This is a genomic window from Variovorax sp. EBFNA2 (assembly GCF_033802765.1).
Classification (GTDB): domain Bacteria; phylum Pseudomonadota; class Gammaproteobacteria; order Burkholderiales; family Burkholderiaceae_C; genus Variovorax; species Variovorax paradoxus_H.
In genome coordinates, this window is sequence record NZ_CP138496.1 from 4,085,555 (window position 1) to 4,103,911 (window position 18,357).

General features: G+C 71.7%; 8 protein-coding genes. 1 reads left to right on the forward strand and 7 read right to left on the reverse strand.

Features of this window, described 5'->3' with window-relative positions; translation table 11 throughout:
* Positions 1 to 48: 48 nt before the first annotated feature.
* Positions 49 to 558, forward strand: coding sequence for a peptidoglycan DD-metalloendopeptidase family protein (locus RZE79_RS19355; protein WP_319356061.1), 510 nt, complete (start codon positions 49 to 51; stop codon positions 556 to 558).
* A 12-nt stretch (positions 559 to 570) separates the two neighbouring features.
* Here RZE79_RS19355 and RZE79_RS19360 read toward each other — a convergent pair whose 3' ends face one another.
* The 7 genes from RZE79_RS19360 to RZE79_RS19390 all read right to left on the reverse strand — a co-directional run bounded on the left by RZE79_RS19360 (position 571) and on the right by RZE79_RS19390 (position 18,243).
* Positions 571 to 2,196 (reverse strand): phospholipase D family protein, encoded by a 1,626-nt coding sequence (locus RZE79_RS19360; protein WP_319356063.1) that lies wholly within the window; start codon positions 2,194 to 2,196, stop codon positions 571 to 573.
* Between the two features lie 147 nt (positions 2,197 to 2,343).
* Positions 2,344 to 2,574: a hypothetical protein gene (locus RZE79_RS19365; RefSeq protein WP_153283552.1), complete on the reverse strand. Its 231-nt coding sequence runs from the start codon at positions 2,572 to 2,574 to the stop codon at positions 2,344 to 2,346.
* Positions 2,575 to 2,636: 62 nt separating this feature from the next.
* A complete protein-coding gene (locus RZE79_RS19370) occupies positions 2,637 to 3,194 on the reverse strand; it encodes a sigma-70 family RNA polymerase sigma factor (protein WP_319356066.1) in 558 nt (185 codons plus the stop codon).
* Between the two features lie 13 nt (positions 3,195 to 3,207).
* Positions 3,208 to 15,849 (reverse strand): filamentous haemagglutinin family protein, encoded by a 12,642-nt coding sequence (locus RZE79_RS19375; RefSeq protein ID WP_319356068.1) that lies wholly within the window; start codon positions 15,847 to 15,849, stop codon positions 3,208 to 3,210.
* 139 nt (positions 15,850 to 15,988) lie between these two features.
* Positions 15,989 to 16,954, reverse strand: coding sequence for a FecR domain-containing protein (locus RZE79_RS19380; protein WP_319356070.1), 966 nt, complete (start codon positions 16,952 to 16,954; stop codon positions 15,989 to 15,991).
* A gap of 73 nt (positions 16,955 to 17,027) precedes the next feature.
* A complete protein-coding gene (locus tag RZE79_RS19385; RefSeq protein ID WP_319356072.1) occupies positions 17,028 to 17,573 on the reverse strand; it encodes an RNA polymerase sigma factor in 546 nt (181 codons plus the stop codon).
* Positions 17,574 to 17,583: 10 nt separating this feature from the next.
* On the reverse strand, positions 17,584 to 18,243 hold the full coding sequence (locus RZE79_RS19390; protein ID WP_319356074.1) for a secretin and TonB N-terminal domain-containing protein: 660 nt from the start codon (positions 18,241 to 18,243) through the stop codon (positions 17,584 to 17,586).
* Positions 18,244 to 18,357: the final 114 nt, after the last annotated feature.

Sequence of the window (18,357 nt, forward strand, 5' to 3'; positions counted from 1 at the left end):
TTCGGCCGTCGACGGAACCCTCCGCAACGAATCCGTTCCAACAGCGTCATGCACCTTCAGACTTTTGTTTTACGTACCGCCGCCACGCTCCTCGTGGCTGGAGGCATTGCCGCCTGCACCACGCCCGGACCCGGGCCGCAGCAGCCTGTTCCGGGGCCCAGCGCCACGCCGCAGCCGCCGCGCCAGGCGCTCTTCATCCGCCCCGCCGCCGGCACCACCGTGGGCCGCTTCGACGGCGTGCGCAACAAGGGCCTGGACATCGCGGGCAACCTGGGCGACCCCATCGTGGCCTCGGCCGACGGCCGCGTGGTGTACGTGGGGGGCGAACTTCGCTCCTACGGCAACATGGTCATCGTGAAGCACAACGAGACCTTCCTCACGGCCTACGCACACGCCAAGACCATCCTCGTGAAGGAAGGCACCGTGGTGCGCCAGGGCCAGAAGATCGCCGAAATGGGCAACAGCGAATCCGATCGCGTGAAGCTGCATTTCGAGATCCGCAAGAACGGCACCGCCGTCGATCCCGAGCCGTACCTCAACGGCCGTTTGCAGCAGTAAACGTAAGAGCCGTTACAGCAGGCTTTCGGGCACCAGCGGTGCCAGCAGCTCCAGCCGCCAGCGGGCCCAGAAATGGGTTTCGGGCTCGGTGTGCAGGATGGTGTCCGCCCCGTCGCCCGACGCCGGGCTGACCCACTCGATGCCGCCGCGCGGCCCCAGCTGCAACTGGTAGGCGCCGTCCAGCCGCATGAAGCCGATCAGGCTCGTGAGCTGCTGCGCAATCTGCGGGCTGAAGATGAACAGGCCGATCTCGGTGTTGTGCAGCGCCGAGCGCGGATCGAAATTCATCGAGCCTACGAACACCACCTGCCCGTCGATCACGGCCGACTTGCCGTGCAGCCGCCCGCTGGCCGAACCGTAGATGCCGAAGCGCTTCGTCTGCTCCACGCGCTTGGGGCTCAGCTCGTACAGCTCCACGCCCAGGCGCAGCATCTGCGCGCGGTAGCGGCGGTAGCCGATGTGCACCAGCGACTCGTCGGTGGCCGCCAGCGAGTTGGTGACGATGGTGTAGCCCACGCCGTTGCCGCGCACGATCTGCATCGTCTCCATGCCGCCGCGCCCGGGGATCAGGTAGGGCGTGGTCAGCAGCACCCCGTGCTGCGCGCCGCGCAGATAGCGCTGCACGTTGTAGAGCACGCTGTCGGTGGCCTGGTCGGCCGGCAGCCCGCGCCCTTCTTCGGTGGGCGCCAGCGCCTTGGCGGGCGCATCGGCATAGGCCTCGGCGCGCGCCCAGCTCAGCGAGAGCTTGCCGGCGTTGAGGTCCTTGGCCAGCGGGTTGTTGCCCAGCAGATCGGTCGATTCGGGCTCTTCAGGGTGCAGCGTCTCGGGCCCGGCCGTGAGCCGGTCGAAGCGCTCGCGCAGCGCCTGCGCCGACTCGCCGCCGCGCGGCACCAGCGACTCGATGGGGTACACGTACAGGCTGTTCCAGTACATGTCGAACAGCGACGACAGCCGCGGCACCACGGCGCCGGCCACCAGCGTGTCGATGTCGATGAAGTTCGAACCGCCGTCGCGCAAAAAATACTCGTTGGCGATGTTGCGCCCGCCCATGACCGCCATCGTGTTGTCGACCACGAACAGCTTGTTGTGCATGCGGCGGTGCACGCGGTCGAAGTCCAGGATCGACCACGCCCAGCGCGTGCCGAAGCGCGAGCGCCCGGCCGGGAACGGATTGAACAGCCGCACCTCGACGTTCGGGTGCGAGGCAAAGCTGGTGAACAGCGGGTCGGCGCCCGCCGTGTACAGGTCGTCCACCAGCAGCCGCACGCGCACGCCGCGGTCGGCCGCATCGCGCAGCGTGCGCAGCAGGTAGCGGCCGGTCTCGTCGTTCTGCACGAGGTAGTACTGCACGTCGATGGAGCGCTGCGCGCGGCGCGCCAGCTCGATGCGCGCATGCAGCGAGAACTGCGGCATCGGCAGCAGGCGAAAGCCGCTGAGCGGCTCGCCCGGCGGCGCGGCGGCGCGCACCAATCGGCCCAGCGCGGTGTCCGCGCCATCGGTGATGGCGCTCGAGGGCTGGCGTACCACCTCGGTCGGCAGGCCGGCGCAACCGGCGAGCACGAGCATCGCCAGGCTGCACAGCAGCCAGGCGAACCACCGGGCGCGCGGCACGTCAGCCCGAGGTCGTGGGTTGCGCATGAATGACAGGGATTTGGGAGGGCAAGGGCACGGGAGCGAAGGTGAAAAAACGCCGCTGCCGCACGGCGCGATGCATGACCGCGCCCACGGGTGGCGGTTTCTACCATGCGCGGCGCCCGCGCGCTTTCAACGCCCCGTCGGTGCGTGTCAGTGCGCGCGCTCGGGCGTCCACTGGCGCACGAAGTGTCCCGCGCGCACGTTCGCACGCGCCACGGCCGAGTCCCACGACAGCTGCTGCGTGATGACCAGGGCGCAGCGCGTGATGCCGTCCAGGCTCAGCGCCGCGATACCGGCGTAGGTGCCCTTCGGCGTGCGCGTGAGTTCGAACCATCCCGTCCAGCCGCCTGGCAGGTGGAGATCGAGTCGAACCATGCCCATGATGAATTCATCATAGGTCTTTTGTTTTCAATTCAAAAACATTCGGCCACAAAAGCATGGCCTCAGACATGCAGGCCCGACCAGCGCCCCACCGGCAAACGCTGCAGCGCCTGGCGCAGCGTGGAATCCACGCGCCGCAGCGACAGCCCGTGCCGCACCGCGACCTCGTGCCGCGTCAGCTCGTGCACGCGCAAGGCCACGAAGATGTCCTGGTGGCGGTGCGGCAAGCCCTGCATCGCGCGTTCGACCGCCTTCAGGTCGGAGCGCGCCTCCGCGATGAGTTCGGGCCCCGGCGCGTGGTCGGCCAGCTCGGCGAGCGTGTCGTCCGCCTCGCCGGCGTACTGCCAGGGCCGCTCGGCGCGCAGGCGGTCCATCGCGGCATTGCAGGCCACGCGGAAGATGTAGGCCACCGGGTTCTGCAAGGTGTCCGTGAAGGCGGCGTCGGCCAGGCGCAGCCAGGCATCGTGCAGGCTTTCGGTGGCGGCGTCGGCGCAGCCCAGGTGCATCGACAGCCGCCGGTGCAGCTGCGCGTAGTGCGCCACCAGCAGCTGCGGGACATCCGTCGGCGCAGGGGCGACCCCCGCGTCATCGCCGCGGGGCAGCAGGCAGGCGTGCGACATGGCGTGTCGCCGCTCAACGGCCGCGCGGCAGGCCGCGCCGTTCGGACTCGTTCAGACGGGCGAGTTGCGCGTCGGTGAGCGCACCGTGCCCGACCATCTGCACGAACCCCGACGGGTCGTAGCTCGCCTGCTCCGCCGGCTTGCGCCGCACCTCCGGCGATTCGGGCGCGCCGGACGCGGGCTCGTTGCCGAAGCCCAGCACGCGCACCGAGAACACCGACGGCAGGCTCTGCCGCGCCGCCGCGCGTTCGCGCTGCATCACGTCCTGCGCCGCCGCGGTGGCCTGCGACGCCGCGGCGCTGGCGTTGGTCAGCGCGCCGACGTTCACCGACGTCACCACCGGCAGCCCCGTGCTCTTGCCCTGCACCGCCACGTTGGCGGCGTTCACGACCTGCAGCGCCGCCAGGTTCACGTTGCCCGACACGCGGATGCCGGCCTCGCCCGCGTCGATGGTGCCCAGCGGCGCGATCAGGTCGATGTCGCCGGCCGGCACTTCGGGAATCGGGTTCAGCGTGGCAATGCCCGCGCCCGTGCTCGGCACGTCCGACGACAGCACCACGTTGCCCCAGCGGTCGTACACGCGCTTGGGCGGCGTGTAGACCACGGTGGTTTTCGAGCCGCGGCCCGCGTTGATGTCGCCCTCGGCCGACCAGCCCAGCACGCTGCCGCCGAAGGTGGTCATGATCCGGCTCTGGCCCAGCAGGATGCTGCCCAATGCGTAGAGCGAGATGTCGCCCGCGCCCTGCGTGATGACGCCCGGAATCAGCGTGCCCACGGCCTGGGGCGCCGTGCCCTCGATGCCGAACACCTGGCGCCCGCCCGGCGTGAGCATCGCGATGTCGCCGCCGAACAGCGTGTTGACGCCGGCCGAGCCGAACAGCGTGATGTCGCCCCTGTAGCTGGTCCCCGGAAACAGCGACGCGATGGCGTTGCGTCCGCGCAGGTAGCTGCCGTAGCGCACACCAGCCTCGTCGTTGTATTCGCGGCCGCCCGCCTTCAGCTCAGCGAAGTACACGCCGCGCAGGTAGCTGCGCTGCTGCTCGGACGGCAGCGCGTTGAAGAAGACGAGCGCCTCCTGTGCACCGCCGTTGCCGCTGTAGCCCTGCGAGGCTTCGAGCCAGTTCACCAGGTACAACTGGCTCGCCTGGCGGTAGTCGTTGGCGAGCACGCGGCGCGGCGTTCCGGTGTCCGCGTCGAGGCTGGCCTGGCGTTGCGCCATCCACGCCGCCGCGCCGTTCTCGTCGCCGCTGTAGCCATGCTCGGCGCGCAGCCAGTCGCCCAGCGTGAGCGTGCCGTTGTAGTTCTTCACCACTTTGCCGGCCTGGTCGGCCAGCGGCTGGCCGCTTTGCATCAGGTTGGCCGGGTCCAGGTAGCGCTGCGCGAAGCCCCTGTAGTCGGGCCCGCTTGAGCCCACGCCGGCCAGCATGGCGATGCCCGCACCGGGCCGGCTGTCGCCCGGCACCACCGCGCCGAGGCTGCTCACCGAGGCCTTGTTCTCCATGCGGATGTCGCGGCCCGCCGTGATCTCCAGCGTGCCGGGGCCGGCCACGTTGAAGGTGCTGAACAGGATGTCGCGGCCTGCCGAAACCACCGAGATGTCGCCCGGCCTTGCGTGCGCGAACAGGTTGCCCGTGCTCTCGTAGGAGGTCTGCGCCTGGCCGCCCGAGGCCTCGGTCTGCCCGACGGGCGTGCCGCTCGCGACGATGTCGCGCCCGGCCCGCATCCACACCGGCTGCGCGCCCTCGTACCAGGTCTGGCCGGCACGCGTCGCGTCGTCAGGCCCGAAGCGCAGGATGCGCCCGCTGCTCACGCCGACCAGGTCGCCGTGCACGGCGTAGAAGCGCGCCGGCTGCGTGCCCACCGCTTCACCCGACACCGTGTTGGGGCCGAAGGCGAACAGCGGGCGCATGCCGCCGCCGTCCAGGTTGTTGCCACCCGACAGGTTGCCGAGCACCGTGCCGTCGCCGGTCGTGCCCTGGAAGGCCGGGTGCAGCGGCGTCGCCAGCGCCGAGGCGGCCGCGCCCGATGGGCTCACGGTGTTGCCGCCCGCATAGATCGAGTCGCTGGCCAGGAACTCGAGCGCGCCACGGGCTGACGGCGCCAGCACCAGCGGCGTGCCCGTGCCGGTGCCCTGGAAGGTCGCGGCGTCGCCGTAGAACAGGCTGCCGCTGGCGGCCACCGCGCTCAGGATCGACGGGTATACGAATGCCGAGTCGGTCGCGGGCACGCCCGCGCCGCCGGTCACCGGTACCAGGTTGCCGCCCGCAGCGAAGAGGCCCAGGGCGGTGTGCGGCGTCCACAGCGTGAACCAGCTCTGGCCTTGTCCCGCGAGGCCGTTCGCGCTGAACGGCGTGGCATTGGCGAGGTCCACGCGCGTGGGGTCGATCACGCCCTTGACCACCAGGTCGCCGCGCGTGGCGAGCGTGTAGTTCGCATCGCCCGGCGCCAGCACGATGCCGCCTTGCGCCATGCCGCGGGTCGCGGTGTACAGGTCGTAGGCGCGGGCCTCGCGGGGCGACTGTGCCCGCTCGGAGAGACCATAGATCAGGGGCAGGCTGCCGAGGGTGCCGGCCTGCAGCTGCACGTCGCCCCGGAGGTTGACGATGAGCCCGTTGAGCCCCGCGTCGGCGTCGCCGCCGGTGCCCTCGACGAAGGGCGTGTCGAGCGGATTGAGGGCGCCTCCCACGCGCACCTGCACGTCGCCGCCACCCGTGAGGCTCAGGCGGCCGTCGGCCGCCACGCGGCCGGTGCCGCCCACCGCCAGCACGAGGCCCTGGCTGCGCCGGCTGTCGGTGGACGAATCGATCCTGGCGCCGCGCCGCGCCAGCAGGCCTGCGTTGCCGCCCACGTCCACGCGCAGGTCACCGCCGCCCAGCGTGCCGAAGCCGGTGAAGCCGAGCAAGGTGTCGGCCGCTCCGTTCGCGCCGACATAGGAGCCGAAGTTGATCCACCACGCCGTGGGCTGGTCCTGCCCGCCACCGAGGCTCTCGCCCGTGCCCTGGCGCCACAGCCAGTTGCCGATGGCGCCGCTGCTGAAGCCCTTGTCGGCGGGATTCGGTCGCCTCGAGCCCGTGCCCCCGGCGATCAGCGTCATGTCGCCGGTCAGGTCGCCGCCAGCCTGGAGCGTCAGGTTGCCCCCGGAGGCCGGGTACCAGGCGCGTGCCAGGTTCTGCGCGCCGCCGTCGACGAACTTCTCGTAGCCGCCGTTCGCGTCGTTGAGCACCGTGCCGTTGGCGCCTACCGCGCGCGACAGGTTGTAGGGGTCGCCGGCATGCGTGGCCTGCGACGAGGCGCCGGCGGTGTACACGCCGAACAGTGAATCCATGCGCAGGTTGCCGGCGGCCAGCAGGTCGAGATCGGCCGCGCCGGTGCGCACCACGCTGAAGCGCGCGCTGCCAGGGACCATCGCGTATTCAGGCTTGCTGTTGGACACGCAATAGTCCGGCACGTCCTTGCAGAAGGACTCCACGTCGCCCACGATGGCCGGATCGACAGGGTCGCCTACCTTGACGGTGATCCCGCTCCAGGACAGTTCCTCGACCGCTTGCGCAGACCAACCGAATCCGCCTTTCGGTGGCAACAGCTTGCCGAACATGCCGTAGTGGCTGTCCGCCAGCCGCAGGTCGCCCTGGCCCGCCGCCGGATGCACCTGCACGATGCGGTTGTCCGCCGCGTTCAGGTCCGCACCCGCCACCAGCCGCAGCGACCACGACTGCGAGCCTTCGGGCAGCATCGCCGCCGCAGCCCACAGCCTGCCGGCGCCGTCCGGGCGCAGCTTCACCGAGGTCACGCCGGCGGGCAACTTGATGTTGGTGGCGGCCGGCAGCAGCGCGCCCAGCGGCAGCGTGAGGGCGCCGTTCAGCACGAACTTCTTGCCGTTGCCCGGCAGCGGCACGCCCTTGGGCCACACCACGCCCGACAGCGTGGCCGCCGACGGCAGGCGCATGCCGGCCCCCAGGCGTGTGCCCACCGGCAGCGTCACGTCGGCGCCGCTGACGATGCTGCCCGCCGCGAACAGCAGCGCGCCCGACGCGTTGCGCACGTCGGCACTCAGCACCGTGCCCACCTTCAGTTCGAGCGCCTTGGCCAGCACGCCGGCCACCGGCATCACTTGCCCGGTCACGAAGAGCGTCGACTTGAGCGGCAGGTCGTAGTTGAGCGTGCCGGCGCCGCCTTCGAAGGTCGTGCCGTCGGCGAGCACCACGCCGCCGCGCGGCAGCACGGTGTCGCCGCGCAGCAGGTTCACGCCGGGCAACAGCAGCCAGCCGCCGTCGTCCTGCGTGGCGGGCGGCGGCGCAAAGCCGTCGTTGATGCTGCCGAAGATGTCGAGGTTGCCGCCCGCGCGGATGGCGAGCGCACCCACCTCGCCCGAGCCGTACACGCCGGTCTTTGGCGTGTGCAGGTTGGCGCTCGCATAACGGTAGCCCGACAGGTCGATGTCGCCCTGCACCACCAGGTCGCCGTCGGCGGTCTTGCTGACGATTTCCACGCCGGGGCGCAGGTGGAAGGCATCGGCATAGCGCGCGTTGTTCAGGCCCGCGAGCTTGCCGTTCATCAGCGCGCCGTTGGCCAGCGCATGGTCGATGAAGGCCGTGCTCTGCAGGTGCTTGGCGTCGAGGTACGCCTGGTCGATGACCTGGTAGGGCCGGCCGGTGGCCGCGACGTCGGTGCCGAAGCGCGCATCGTCGTAGCGCCACATGCCGTTCACGGCGATGGAGCGCGCGCCGTCGATGGCGATGTTGCCGCTGGCGTCGATGCGGAGGTCGCCGACGGTCTCGCCGGTGCGGCCCGCGTTGAGCTCCAACGTGCCGCGCGCGCGGCCGTCGTTCTGGCCCGGCTCGCCGCCCACCTTGGCGTCGGTGCCGTGGCGCAGGTCGATGCGCGAACCCGAAGCGAGCATGAGCTGTCCGTCGTTCGACGTGAGTTCGACCATTGCGCGGTTCGGCGAATCGATGATCTGGCCGTGGCTGTCCACGCGCAGCGTGCGGCCGTGCGCGTCGAGCACCGCGCTGCCGGCCAGCGTGAGGTGGTGCTTTGCCGCCAGGCTGATGCGGCCCACGCGCTCGCCGCTCGCGTCGATGGTGCCCGTGACGGTGAGGCTGCCGTTGTCGAGCGACACGTTCACCTCGCCGGCCTTCAGGCCGTCGCCGATGGCAAGGTCGCCCTGGCGCAGCTGGAAGCTGCGCGCGCCGAACACGCCGCCGTCGTTCAGCCGCTGGTTGAGCGCCGCAAACTCGGCGTCGCCGAGTTGCCGCGCGCGCACTTCCACGCTGCCCGCCAGGAACGGCACGCGCGTGCCGCCCGCGTCGTAGTGGCCGCCGCTCGCGCCGAGGATGCGGCCCTGCAGGTCGACGGTGCCTCCCGCGCCGCCGGCATCGTCGAGCGCCATCGCCTTCAGCGTGCCCGCGCGGTTGTTCTGCGCCGACATGTCGATCACCGAGCCCGCCGCCTGCCGCAGGTTGCCGTGCAGGCTTTCGAGCACCACGTCGCCGCCGGCGCTGTACTTGCTCACGTCGTTGAACGCCACCGTGCGGCCCGACAGGTCGAGCACCGCGCGGTCGGTCAGCGTGAGGTCGCGCTCGGCGCTCACGGTGAGCTTGCCGCTGGGCAGCGCCACGGCGGTGTCGAGCGTCACGTCGCGTCCGCGCAGGCTCAGTTCGGCGCCCAGCGCCGCATCGCCGGTGGCCGCCGCCGGCGCGCCCGCGGGTGCGGCCACGCGCAACGCGCCGCCCGCCGTGATGCGGTTCACCGAGCCCGCCTCGCCCGTCAGCAGCGGCGAGAAGATGTTCAGGTTGCCGCCGCTGTACGCGTAGCCCTTGCCGGCTTCGTACGCGCCCTGCGACTGGTAGACCGAGAGGCTGCCCTTGTGGTTGGCGCTCACGCGCTCGCTGGCCTTCAGGTTCACATCGGCAAAGCCCAGCACCAGGCGCGCCGTGTCATCCAGGCCGCTCGGCTGGCTGTTGGGGCCGTAGCCGAACTCGATGTGCTCGGCCTCGATGTTCAGCGTGCCGCTGCCGGTGCCCGCGCCACCGCGCACCACGGCCGAAGGCGCCGTGGTCGCGCCCTGCCACACCAGGCGACCGGTGCGAATGGTCGCCACGTCGCCCGCGTCGCCCTGGCCGTAGATGGCGGGCGTGGCCAGCACCAGCTGCGCCATCGTCGCCTTGCCGGTGGCGGGGTCGATGGTGTCCAGCGCCGCGGTGCCGAAGAAGTTGACGCCGCCGCTGGCGCTCAGCTCCAGGGTCTCGAGCGCGGGCGCGCCGTACTGCCGGTCGCCGCGCAGCAGGCGGTCGAGCAGGGCCTGGCTCATGGCCAAGCCCGGCGGCAGCGTGTTGCTTTGCGCGGCGGCAGCCAGCGCGGCGCTGTCGCCCACGTTGATGCCGCGCACTGCCAGCGTGAGGTGGCGCGTGCCGTAGCGCACCGCCTCGTTCATCTCGAAGCGGTCGGGCGTCACCATGGCGATGGTGCCTTCGGAATACAGCTCGGTCTGCCCGCTGCACGACGCGCTGGCGCACACGCCGATCTGCAGGCTGCGGTTGTCCGACGTGGACTGGGTCTGCGGCACCGGCAGCGTGCTCACCCGGCCGTTGGAAACCATCAGCATCTGGTCGTTCGCGGCATAGACGAAGCCGTCGTCGGCGTCATACGCGGCCTTGCCGCGGCCGAGCGTGTGGATGCGCGCGCCCTGCTCGACCACCACGCTGAGCGGCGAGCCCTCGGTCACGCCCACCGCGGCCAGGAATACCTCGGGCGCGGACAGCACCGCCCCCTGGCGCAGCACCACGCTCCACGTACCGTCGCCGGTCTGGATGACGTTGCCGCCCTGCCCGTAGTCGGCGCCCTGCAGACCGCCGATGACGAGGCGCGCCGCGCCCATGCCGCTGAGCGCGCCGGCGTCGAGCGTGACACCCTGGAAGCCCGCCGTCGCCGGCGTGCCGGCCGCGACGATTTCGAGACCGCGCTGCGCCTCGCTGGCCGTGGCCACCACGGAACCGCCCCGGCCGCCCGCGTCCACCCGGAAGCGCGCCGTGCCGTCGAAGCGGAAGGCGTCGGCGCCCGCACCGGGTGCGAGATTCAGGTGCAGGTTGCGCGCGTCCGCCGGCAGCATGGCGCGCGGCACGCCCACGCGCAGCGCGTCGGCGCGCACGAAGTCGGCGTAGCCCATCTCGTTGTATTGCGAGTAGCTGCGCAGCACGTCGCCCGAGGTCACGATGGCCTGGCGGAACAGCGTGTCGCCGATGCCGGTGCGGCCCACGCCCAGCTGCGCGGCCGTGAGCCACGAGCCGTTGCGCATCGCCAGCGTGCCGGTGGGCGCGCCCCGGCCGGCCGCGCCGTTCAACTCCACGCGGAAGGCGCCCTTCTGCAGCGCGTAGGTCGAGGGCATCAGCGTGTACGTGCCTGCGGGCAGGCCCGGCACGCCCGCGCCGATGGTGATGTGCTGGCCGACGAGCGGATCGACCGCGCCCTTCTCCGCGCCCGTGGGCGCCACCGCCGGCTGCACGCCGGGCACGATGGCGTACACCGGGTTGGTCGCGAGCCCCGGCAGCGTGAAGCCGCCGTGCGTGCCGACCTGCATCAGCGGACTGAAGCGCGCGTCGGTCGAGCCGCCGCGTCCGCTCACGAAGCCCGCGCCCGTGAGGTTGCCGCCGCCCGACAGGTCGAGCGTGGCGCCTTCCTGGCCCTGCACGCTGGCCCCCATGAACGTGAGGCCGATCGTCTGGTTGCGCTTGTAGACGTCGCCCGCGCCCACGCCGGTGAGCTTCACCTGCTTGCCGTCGTACAGGTAGTTGATGCCGTCGACCGTGCCGCCATAGGGCATGTTCAGCCCCGCGCCGCTCACCGACGTGAGGCTGCCGGGCAGCAGCCTGACCTGCGTGGTGCGCTCGTCGCCGAGCGTCAGTTGCCCGAGCGGCACCCGCACCACGCCGCCTTGTTCAATGACGTCGGCGCGCAGCGACAGGTTGCCGAACGCCGAGTACGGCACCTCCGGAATGGCGCCCGTGCCCTCGATGCGCAGCACCGTGTCGGGCCGGTAGGTGCCGTCGGGCGCCATGCCCGCGGACACGAGCGCCACCACGCCCGTGGCCGGGTAGATCTGCGCAGCGCGCAGGGTCAAGCTGCCGGGCACGACCAGGCTGGTGGAAATGCCGACGTCGGACGCGCCTTGCAGCAAGCGCAGGTCGCCGGTGCTGGCCAGCGCGACGTGGCCGAAGGCGGCCAAGTCGACCACGGGCGATTCGCTGGCGCTGTCGCGCATCGCCACCTGGCCGCTGACGCCAAAGCCCATGCCGTCGCGGATGTCGATCAGGTCGCCCGCCACGTCGAGGCGGGCGCCGGAGGGCACGCGCACCATGCCGCCTCTGGCGACCGGCGAGGACTGGACTTCACGCGTGAACGACGGCATTGCGCCGGCCAGCCGCACCTGCGCGGCCGCCAGCGACACCTGTGCGTCGTCGGGCGCGTCCGTGCCGAGCGCAAGTCCGCCGGCGTAGATCTGCAGGCTCTGCCGCATGCGCAGATCGACACCGTCTTCGAACGCCAGCGTGGAGCCGGCAAACAGCGAGAGGTTGTCGAAGCCGCCGCGGCGGACCGTGTCGGTGCCGATCCGGCCCTGGCCGTAGGCAAGGGCGCCGTCGTCGACGCTGGCCTGCAGGGTGTCGGGCGCGAGCGGTGCGCCTTGTTCCACGCCCAGCACCAGCACGCGGTGCCGGCGCACCCGGTCTTCCGCCTGCTGCAGCGGGTCCAGGTGCAGGCGCAGGCCCGGCGTGTCGAGCACCACGGCCAGCGTGCCGCCGGCCGCGCGTGCACCTCCTGCGACTGCGCGCAGCGTGCCGTCCAAGTGCAGCCCGTTGTACGACGCGAGCGAGATGCTGCCGCCGTTGCTGGCCACGTCAGTGGCGCCCAGGCCGGGCACGTCGAGCATTGCATGCGTGCCCGAGGCATCGAGCAGCGCGCCCGGCCGCACGACGATGAAGTTCTGCGACGCGGTGGTCTTGCTAGACACCGCATCGATCTCGCCGCCGACCACGATGCTGCCGCCGTCGCGCACCAGGCCGTAGCGCTTGCCGTTGGCATCGGTGGCGGCGACCGCGTGCGCCGATGCGTCGAGCACCGCCTGCCCGCCGATCCAGATCGAGCGGGCATGGGCGTGTGCGTTGGCAATGTCGGCCTCGAGGTCGGCGATGTCCACCGTCTTCAGCACGATGCGCCCGCCGTTCGCGCGCAGCGTGCCGTCCACCGTGAGCTGGCCGGCGCTGCGCAGCTCGATGGCCTGGCCCGGGTCGACCTGGATCGCCGCGCCCTTGCCCACCACGGCCTGCACCGTCGGCAGTTCCTGGGCGAGCGTGGTCGGCGTGCCGGCCTGCAGCGACAGGCTCGCGCCCTTGCGCTGCGTGAGCACGGCCTTGGTGGCGTCTTCCTGGTAGAGCGGCGGCGTCCACACCTCGAGCGCGTCGGCCGGACGGCTGCCGGTGACGATGTCCTGCGCGTTCGCGCCGAAGCGGTACACCGGCATCGTCACGTCGACCTGCGCACCGTCGGCCACGGCCAGGCCGTGGTTGCCGATGAGCGCATAGCGGCTGAAGCCCTTGTCGAAGAAGCCGGCGTCGAGCATCAACGTGTCGGCCTGCGCCATGCCCGAGGTGTCGCCGATGGCGATGCGCATCGTCTGCACGGTCAGCGCGCCGCCGCCGTCCACGCCATGGCCGCGCAGCACCGCGCCGTCGAGCGCGACATGGCCGCTGCCGGCGTTGTTGGCGCCGTCCGCCTCGAGCGTGACGCTGCCGCCCTTGCCGCCTTGCGGCTTGGCCTTGGCCAGCAGCGCCGCGCCGGACGACACATCGACCACGCTGCCGGTGCCCAGCACCACGTCGCCGGTGCTGCGCACGGACACACTGCCGCCGTTGCGATACGCCACGCCGCCCGCATCGACGGGGTTCGTCAGCAGGTTGGTCCACAGGCCGCGGGTGTCGAGCGTCGCGCCGCCCGCGAGCACCACCGATGTCGTGCCGCCGGGGGGCGCGGTGAGCGTGCTCGTGTCCTTCAGGTAGTTGAGGCTGACCTGTTCGAGCACGTTGCCCAGCTGGATGCTGCCGCCGCGCGCGACGAGGTCGGCGTTGACCTTCACGCCCGGGCTGTACAGCGTGATATTGCCGCCGTCGCCCGCCTGCAGCGCCGTGTCGACCGCGATGCTGTCGGTGGCCGCGAGGCGCACCGCGCCCAGGCGAAAACCGCTGAGCTGCGCTGCGTCGAGCACCAGCGTGTCGCGGCCTTCGACGGGCAACGCGGTCGCGAGGTCGAGCCCCGCGGCCATGCCGTCGGCGGCATCGCCGAGCACGACGTGCTTGATGCCGGCGCTGTCGAGCCGCCGGTGGATCACACCGGTCGCCTTGTCGTAGTAGGCGTCGTAGCGGCCCACGACGAACTGCCCGCGCTGCGCCACCGCGCCGGTCGACTGCTGGTAGCCGTCGAGCCCCGCCTGGCGCGCCTGCGTCTGCCGGTCGCCCTGGAAGGTCTCGCCGACGATCTCGCCTTCGAGCACCGCGGCCTGCGTGCCGACGACGAGCAGGCCGGCATCGCGGCCCACGGTGTAGCCGCTTTCCAGCCGCGTCTGCGGGCCGATCAGCGGGTTGTAGAAGAAGCCGGTGGTGCTCTTGCCCCAGCGCGCGTGTTCGTCCTCGAAGCCTTTGTAGACGCCCGTGTAGCGCAGGTCGCCCGGCGCCTTCGACACTTCGTACAGCCGCCCGTCGGCGCCCTTGAGCCAGCTCTGGTTGAGCTTGCCCGTGAGCACGTCGAGCGTGCCGCCCGAGATGTTGATGCTGGCGCCGCGCTGCGTGACCAGCTCGCCGCCGCTGAAGCCCACCACGCCGCCCTGCGCCATCCATTCGCCCACGCCGTGCGCCTGCGTGCCGAGGTAGCCGCCCACCTCGAGCAGGCCACCGCCGGTGTACCAGCGCTCGCCCTGGTAGCCGCCGGTGCCGCCGGGCACGAAGACCAGCGAGCGCCGGTCGATCCACAGGTCGTTGTTGTTGAGGTTCCTGGTGTCGCGGTTGAGCGGCGCGTCGCGCTGCTCGTTGCCCTGCACGTTGATCTTGATGTTGTTGGATTCCATCGCGAGCTTCACGCCCACCGCACCCGACACGTCGATGCGCGCGCGTTCGCGCACGAGGCTGCGCTGCTTCGCGTCGACCACCACCTGGCCGCCCGTGGCCAGCGTGAGCGAGTCGGCCTGGAACTCGACCGTGCCGCCGCTGGCGATGTCGACGCGCGAGAGGTCGCGGCGGTCGTTGCCCGCCAGCATGATGTTGCCGGCGCCCAGCTGGACCGCCGGCGCCATGAGGCCGGTGCGCTGGCTGTCGAGCGCGGTCGCGCCGCTGGTGTCGAGCACGATGGCCGTGGTGCTGCCTTCGCCGAGCGTGACCTGGCCCGTCGCACCGATCGCGTTCAGGTGCACCGTGCCCCGCGTGTTGACCGAGGTGCTGGAAAGAACGACGCCGCCCTGCACCACCTCGCGGCCGGCCAGCGTGACGTCGCCGGTCGGCGCCTGGATCAGCCCGGTGTTGCGCACCGTGCCCGCCGGGCTGTTCGTGGCCAGCGTCACCGCGACTTCGTTGCCGCGCGTGGTCGAGCCCAGGTTGCCGTCGGTGCCCACGCCCTTGCGGATCGTGAAGCTGTCGCCCGCCGCCAGCATCGCCTGCCCGCCGGGCGTAGCGATCTCGCCGGCGTTGTGCACCTCGGCGCCCAGCAGCAGCACATAGCCGCCGCCCTGCGTGGCCGAGCCCGGCGCGGGCGTCGAAAGCCGTGCGCCGGCCTGCACCTCGACACGGCCTTGCGCGTTCTTGAAGTTCGGCGCGTTGCCGTTGGCGTACACGCCGTGGGCCTGGAACTGCGCGTCGTCGATCTGCGCCGCCGCGGCCACGAGGTTGCGCGTGTCGACCTGGCTGCTGCCGCTGAACACGATGCCGTTGCGGTTGGCGACCATCACCGTGCCGTCGGCCTTGATGCGCCCCTGGATCTGCGAAGGCCGCGCCTGCGGATCGTTCACCTTGTTGAGCACCGCCCAGTCTTTCTGCTGCGCGAAGGCCACGGTGGTGTTCTTGCCGACGTTGAAGGTCTCCCAGTTCAGGATGGCCTTGTCGGCCGTCTGCTCGACGGTGACGACCGTGCGGCCATCGACCTGCTTCTGCGACTCACCGGTCAGCGCGCGCGCATTCGACCAGCCGGCGGTCAGCGAATTCGTGTCGACCTTCAGGCCGCCTTCGGCCAGGCCGTCGGGCACCGAAGGGTCGTTCTGCGCGGCGCGCCGCGCGGCCTCCTGTGCCGCCTGCTGCGCCGCAATGCCGCGCGCCGCGAGGTTCAGGTTGCCGATCGATTTCTGTAGCTGCTCGCCGGCGCGCTGCTGCTGCGCGAGCGGGCTCGTGAGGTACGCCGCCGGCGATCCGTTGGGCATCAGGCCGGTGGCCGTGGCGTTGGCCTGCGCCGCGCCCTTGGCGTTGAACCAGGTCGGGCTGAAGGCGCGCTGCGCGTGGGCCGGCGCAGTGGCTGCGCCGGCGGCCAGCGCGAGCGCCATGGCCTGCGCCAGCGGCGAAATCCGGAAGCTCCTCGCATGCACGGCAGCGCCCTGGCGGCGGCTGCGGTGTCCCTCGTGTGTGTTCATCTGGCGACCCGTAAAGAATGAAATGCACAGGCACGGAATCCGTGCCCCTTACGGGACAGACCGGGGAACGCAAACAAAACCGCTAACTTTCTGAAGCAATCCTGAGCGCACGCGAGGGCCAATCAGGCTGTCACATGCATCAGCTAAGGAGCAGGACGCCGCCCGGCAGCGCGCGCGCCTCCAGGTCGTACGAGCGCTGGATCTGCACCAGCACCGTGTCGAGCGAAGCGATGGCGAAACGCCCGCTGACTTCGCGCCCCGCCAGGCGCTGCGCCAGCAGCACCACGCGGCCCGGCCGGTAGCGGTTGATCTCGTCGATCACATGCGCCAGCGGCGTCTGGCGGAACACCAGCACGCCGCTGCGCCAGGCCGAGGCCTGGCCGGTTGCCACGCCCGCCACCGGCCCGAGCGCGCCCGCGTCGTACAGCACCTGCTCGCTGGCCTGCAACTCGCGCGTGCCGCTCGGGTGCGTGACACGCACGCGCCCCTCGAGGCAGGTCACGCAGCCCCGGCCCGCGAGATAGCGCACCTCGAAACGACCGGCCTGCGCCTCGCTGCGGGCCGCGCCCGCCACGACGCCGAAGGGCTGCGGCCCGGCCACCAGATCGACCGCCGCCTCGCCCGCGATCAGGTCGATGCCGACGACGCGGCCCTCGACGCTGCGCCGCTGCACGCTGGTCTGCGTGTTGAGCGTCAGGTCGACGCCCTCGGCCACCTGCACCGCGCGCTGCTCGCCGGTGGCCGTGCGGTAGTCGGCATTCCATTCGCCGAGCGACGGCCACAGGCCCAGCGGCGGAGAAACCACCGCCACGCCCGCGGCGCCGGCCGCGCCCACGGCCGCGCCGAGGAATGCGCGGCGCGCGGCCACGGGCCTCGGCGACGACACGGAAGGTCGTTGAATTTCGGCCGGCATGCCGCCGATGGCCGGGTCGAGCGCCTGCCACAGGCGCCGGGCCTGCGCGAGCGCGGGCTGGTGCAGCGGGTCGCCGTCGCGCCAGCGGCGAAAGCCTTCGACGTCGTGCTGCGTGGCCGCGCCGGACGACAGCCGGCGCAGCCAGGCCTGCGCTTCGCGCAAGGCCTGGGCGTGTGCATCGGGCGGGGTCATCGGGGCGTCAACCCGTGCGCGTTGAAAGATTTGGCATACCCAAGAGACGGCTCTCGAGGCGGTGAACCGCAGTTTATTTTTCATGCCGCTCCTTCGCGTCGGGCACGCGGTCCGCGCGGCCCATGCGGGCGGCGATGTGGTCATGCGCCTCCTTGAGTTCCTTTTCGACCGTGCGCAGCGAGATGCCGAGCCGCGCCGCCACCTCGCGCTGCGGCAGGTGCTGCCAGCGCACCATCACGAGCACCTGCCGGCGCCGCGGCGGCAGGCGCTCGATGAGCGCGCGCAGCGCGGCCAGTTCCGCGCGGTCTTGCGCGATCTGCGCGGGCCCCGGCGCGGGGTCGGGCGTTTCGTCGAGCAGCGCCTCGATCTCGTCGGACGTGGCCAGGCGCCCCTGCTTCGCGACCTGGTCGTAGGCCAGGTTGACGGCCACGCGCAACAGGTAGGCGGCAGGGTCCTGCACGCCGTCGATGTCGTCGCGGCTTTCCAGGCGCAGCCAGGTGTCCTGCAACGCATCGCCGGCGCGCTCGGCGTTGCCCAGCCGCCGCGCGAGCCGCTGCTTGAGCTCGTCGTAGCGCGCGACCAGGAAGTCGCGCAATGCGGGCAGCGCGTTCTCGGGCATGGCGATGGCGTCAGTGCCGCACCGGGCATTCGAGCCCGGGCGTCTGCGAGCGCGGCAGGATCAACATCGTGAGCGGCTGCGCCATGTCCGGCGGCGGCGCGCGGTCGATGCGCAACTGCCGCAGGGTGTCGAGGATCGCGTCGTCGCGCACACGGTCGCCGCTGGTGTGCAGCAGGAAGGCATGGGCGATGCGGCCGGTGCCATCGATCACGAAACGCATCGCGGCGCGGTAGCCGCCCGGCGCCGCGCGCGGGTGGGCGCACAGGGCCTCCCAGATGCGGGTCTGGACCAGCCCGTCGTAGCCGCGATCAACAGTCGCAGGTGCGGTTCGCACCGCGTCGATCGGCTGTGCCGGCTTCGGCACAGCAGGCGCGAGCTTGAGCACGAAGGCGGTCGTCGCTCCCACACCGGCGTCGTCGGCGACCAGGCCCGTGCCTGCGAGCAGCGCATCGAGTGCGGCCTGCGCATCGAACACCCCGTGCACGGGCGCGGCATGGCGTCCGGCCACGCGTTCGGCATCGAAGAACACGGGCAGCCCCGTCACGCGGCCGTACTGCTCCAGCGCCGCGGCCAGTGGCTGGGCCGCGATGTCGAAGGCGATGCGCGTTTCGTGCGGCCGACGGGGCGCCGCGTCGGACTGCGCGCGGGCGGTCGTCCACGGGGCGGTCATGCAGGCGACCAGCGCAAGGAGGGCCAGGGAGACAAGGGGAAGAGAAAGAGGGGCATGCCGCATGAGTTCGATACGCCCGGCGAAAGCCACGGCCCGGGGGCATGTCGAAGCGGA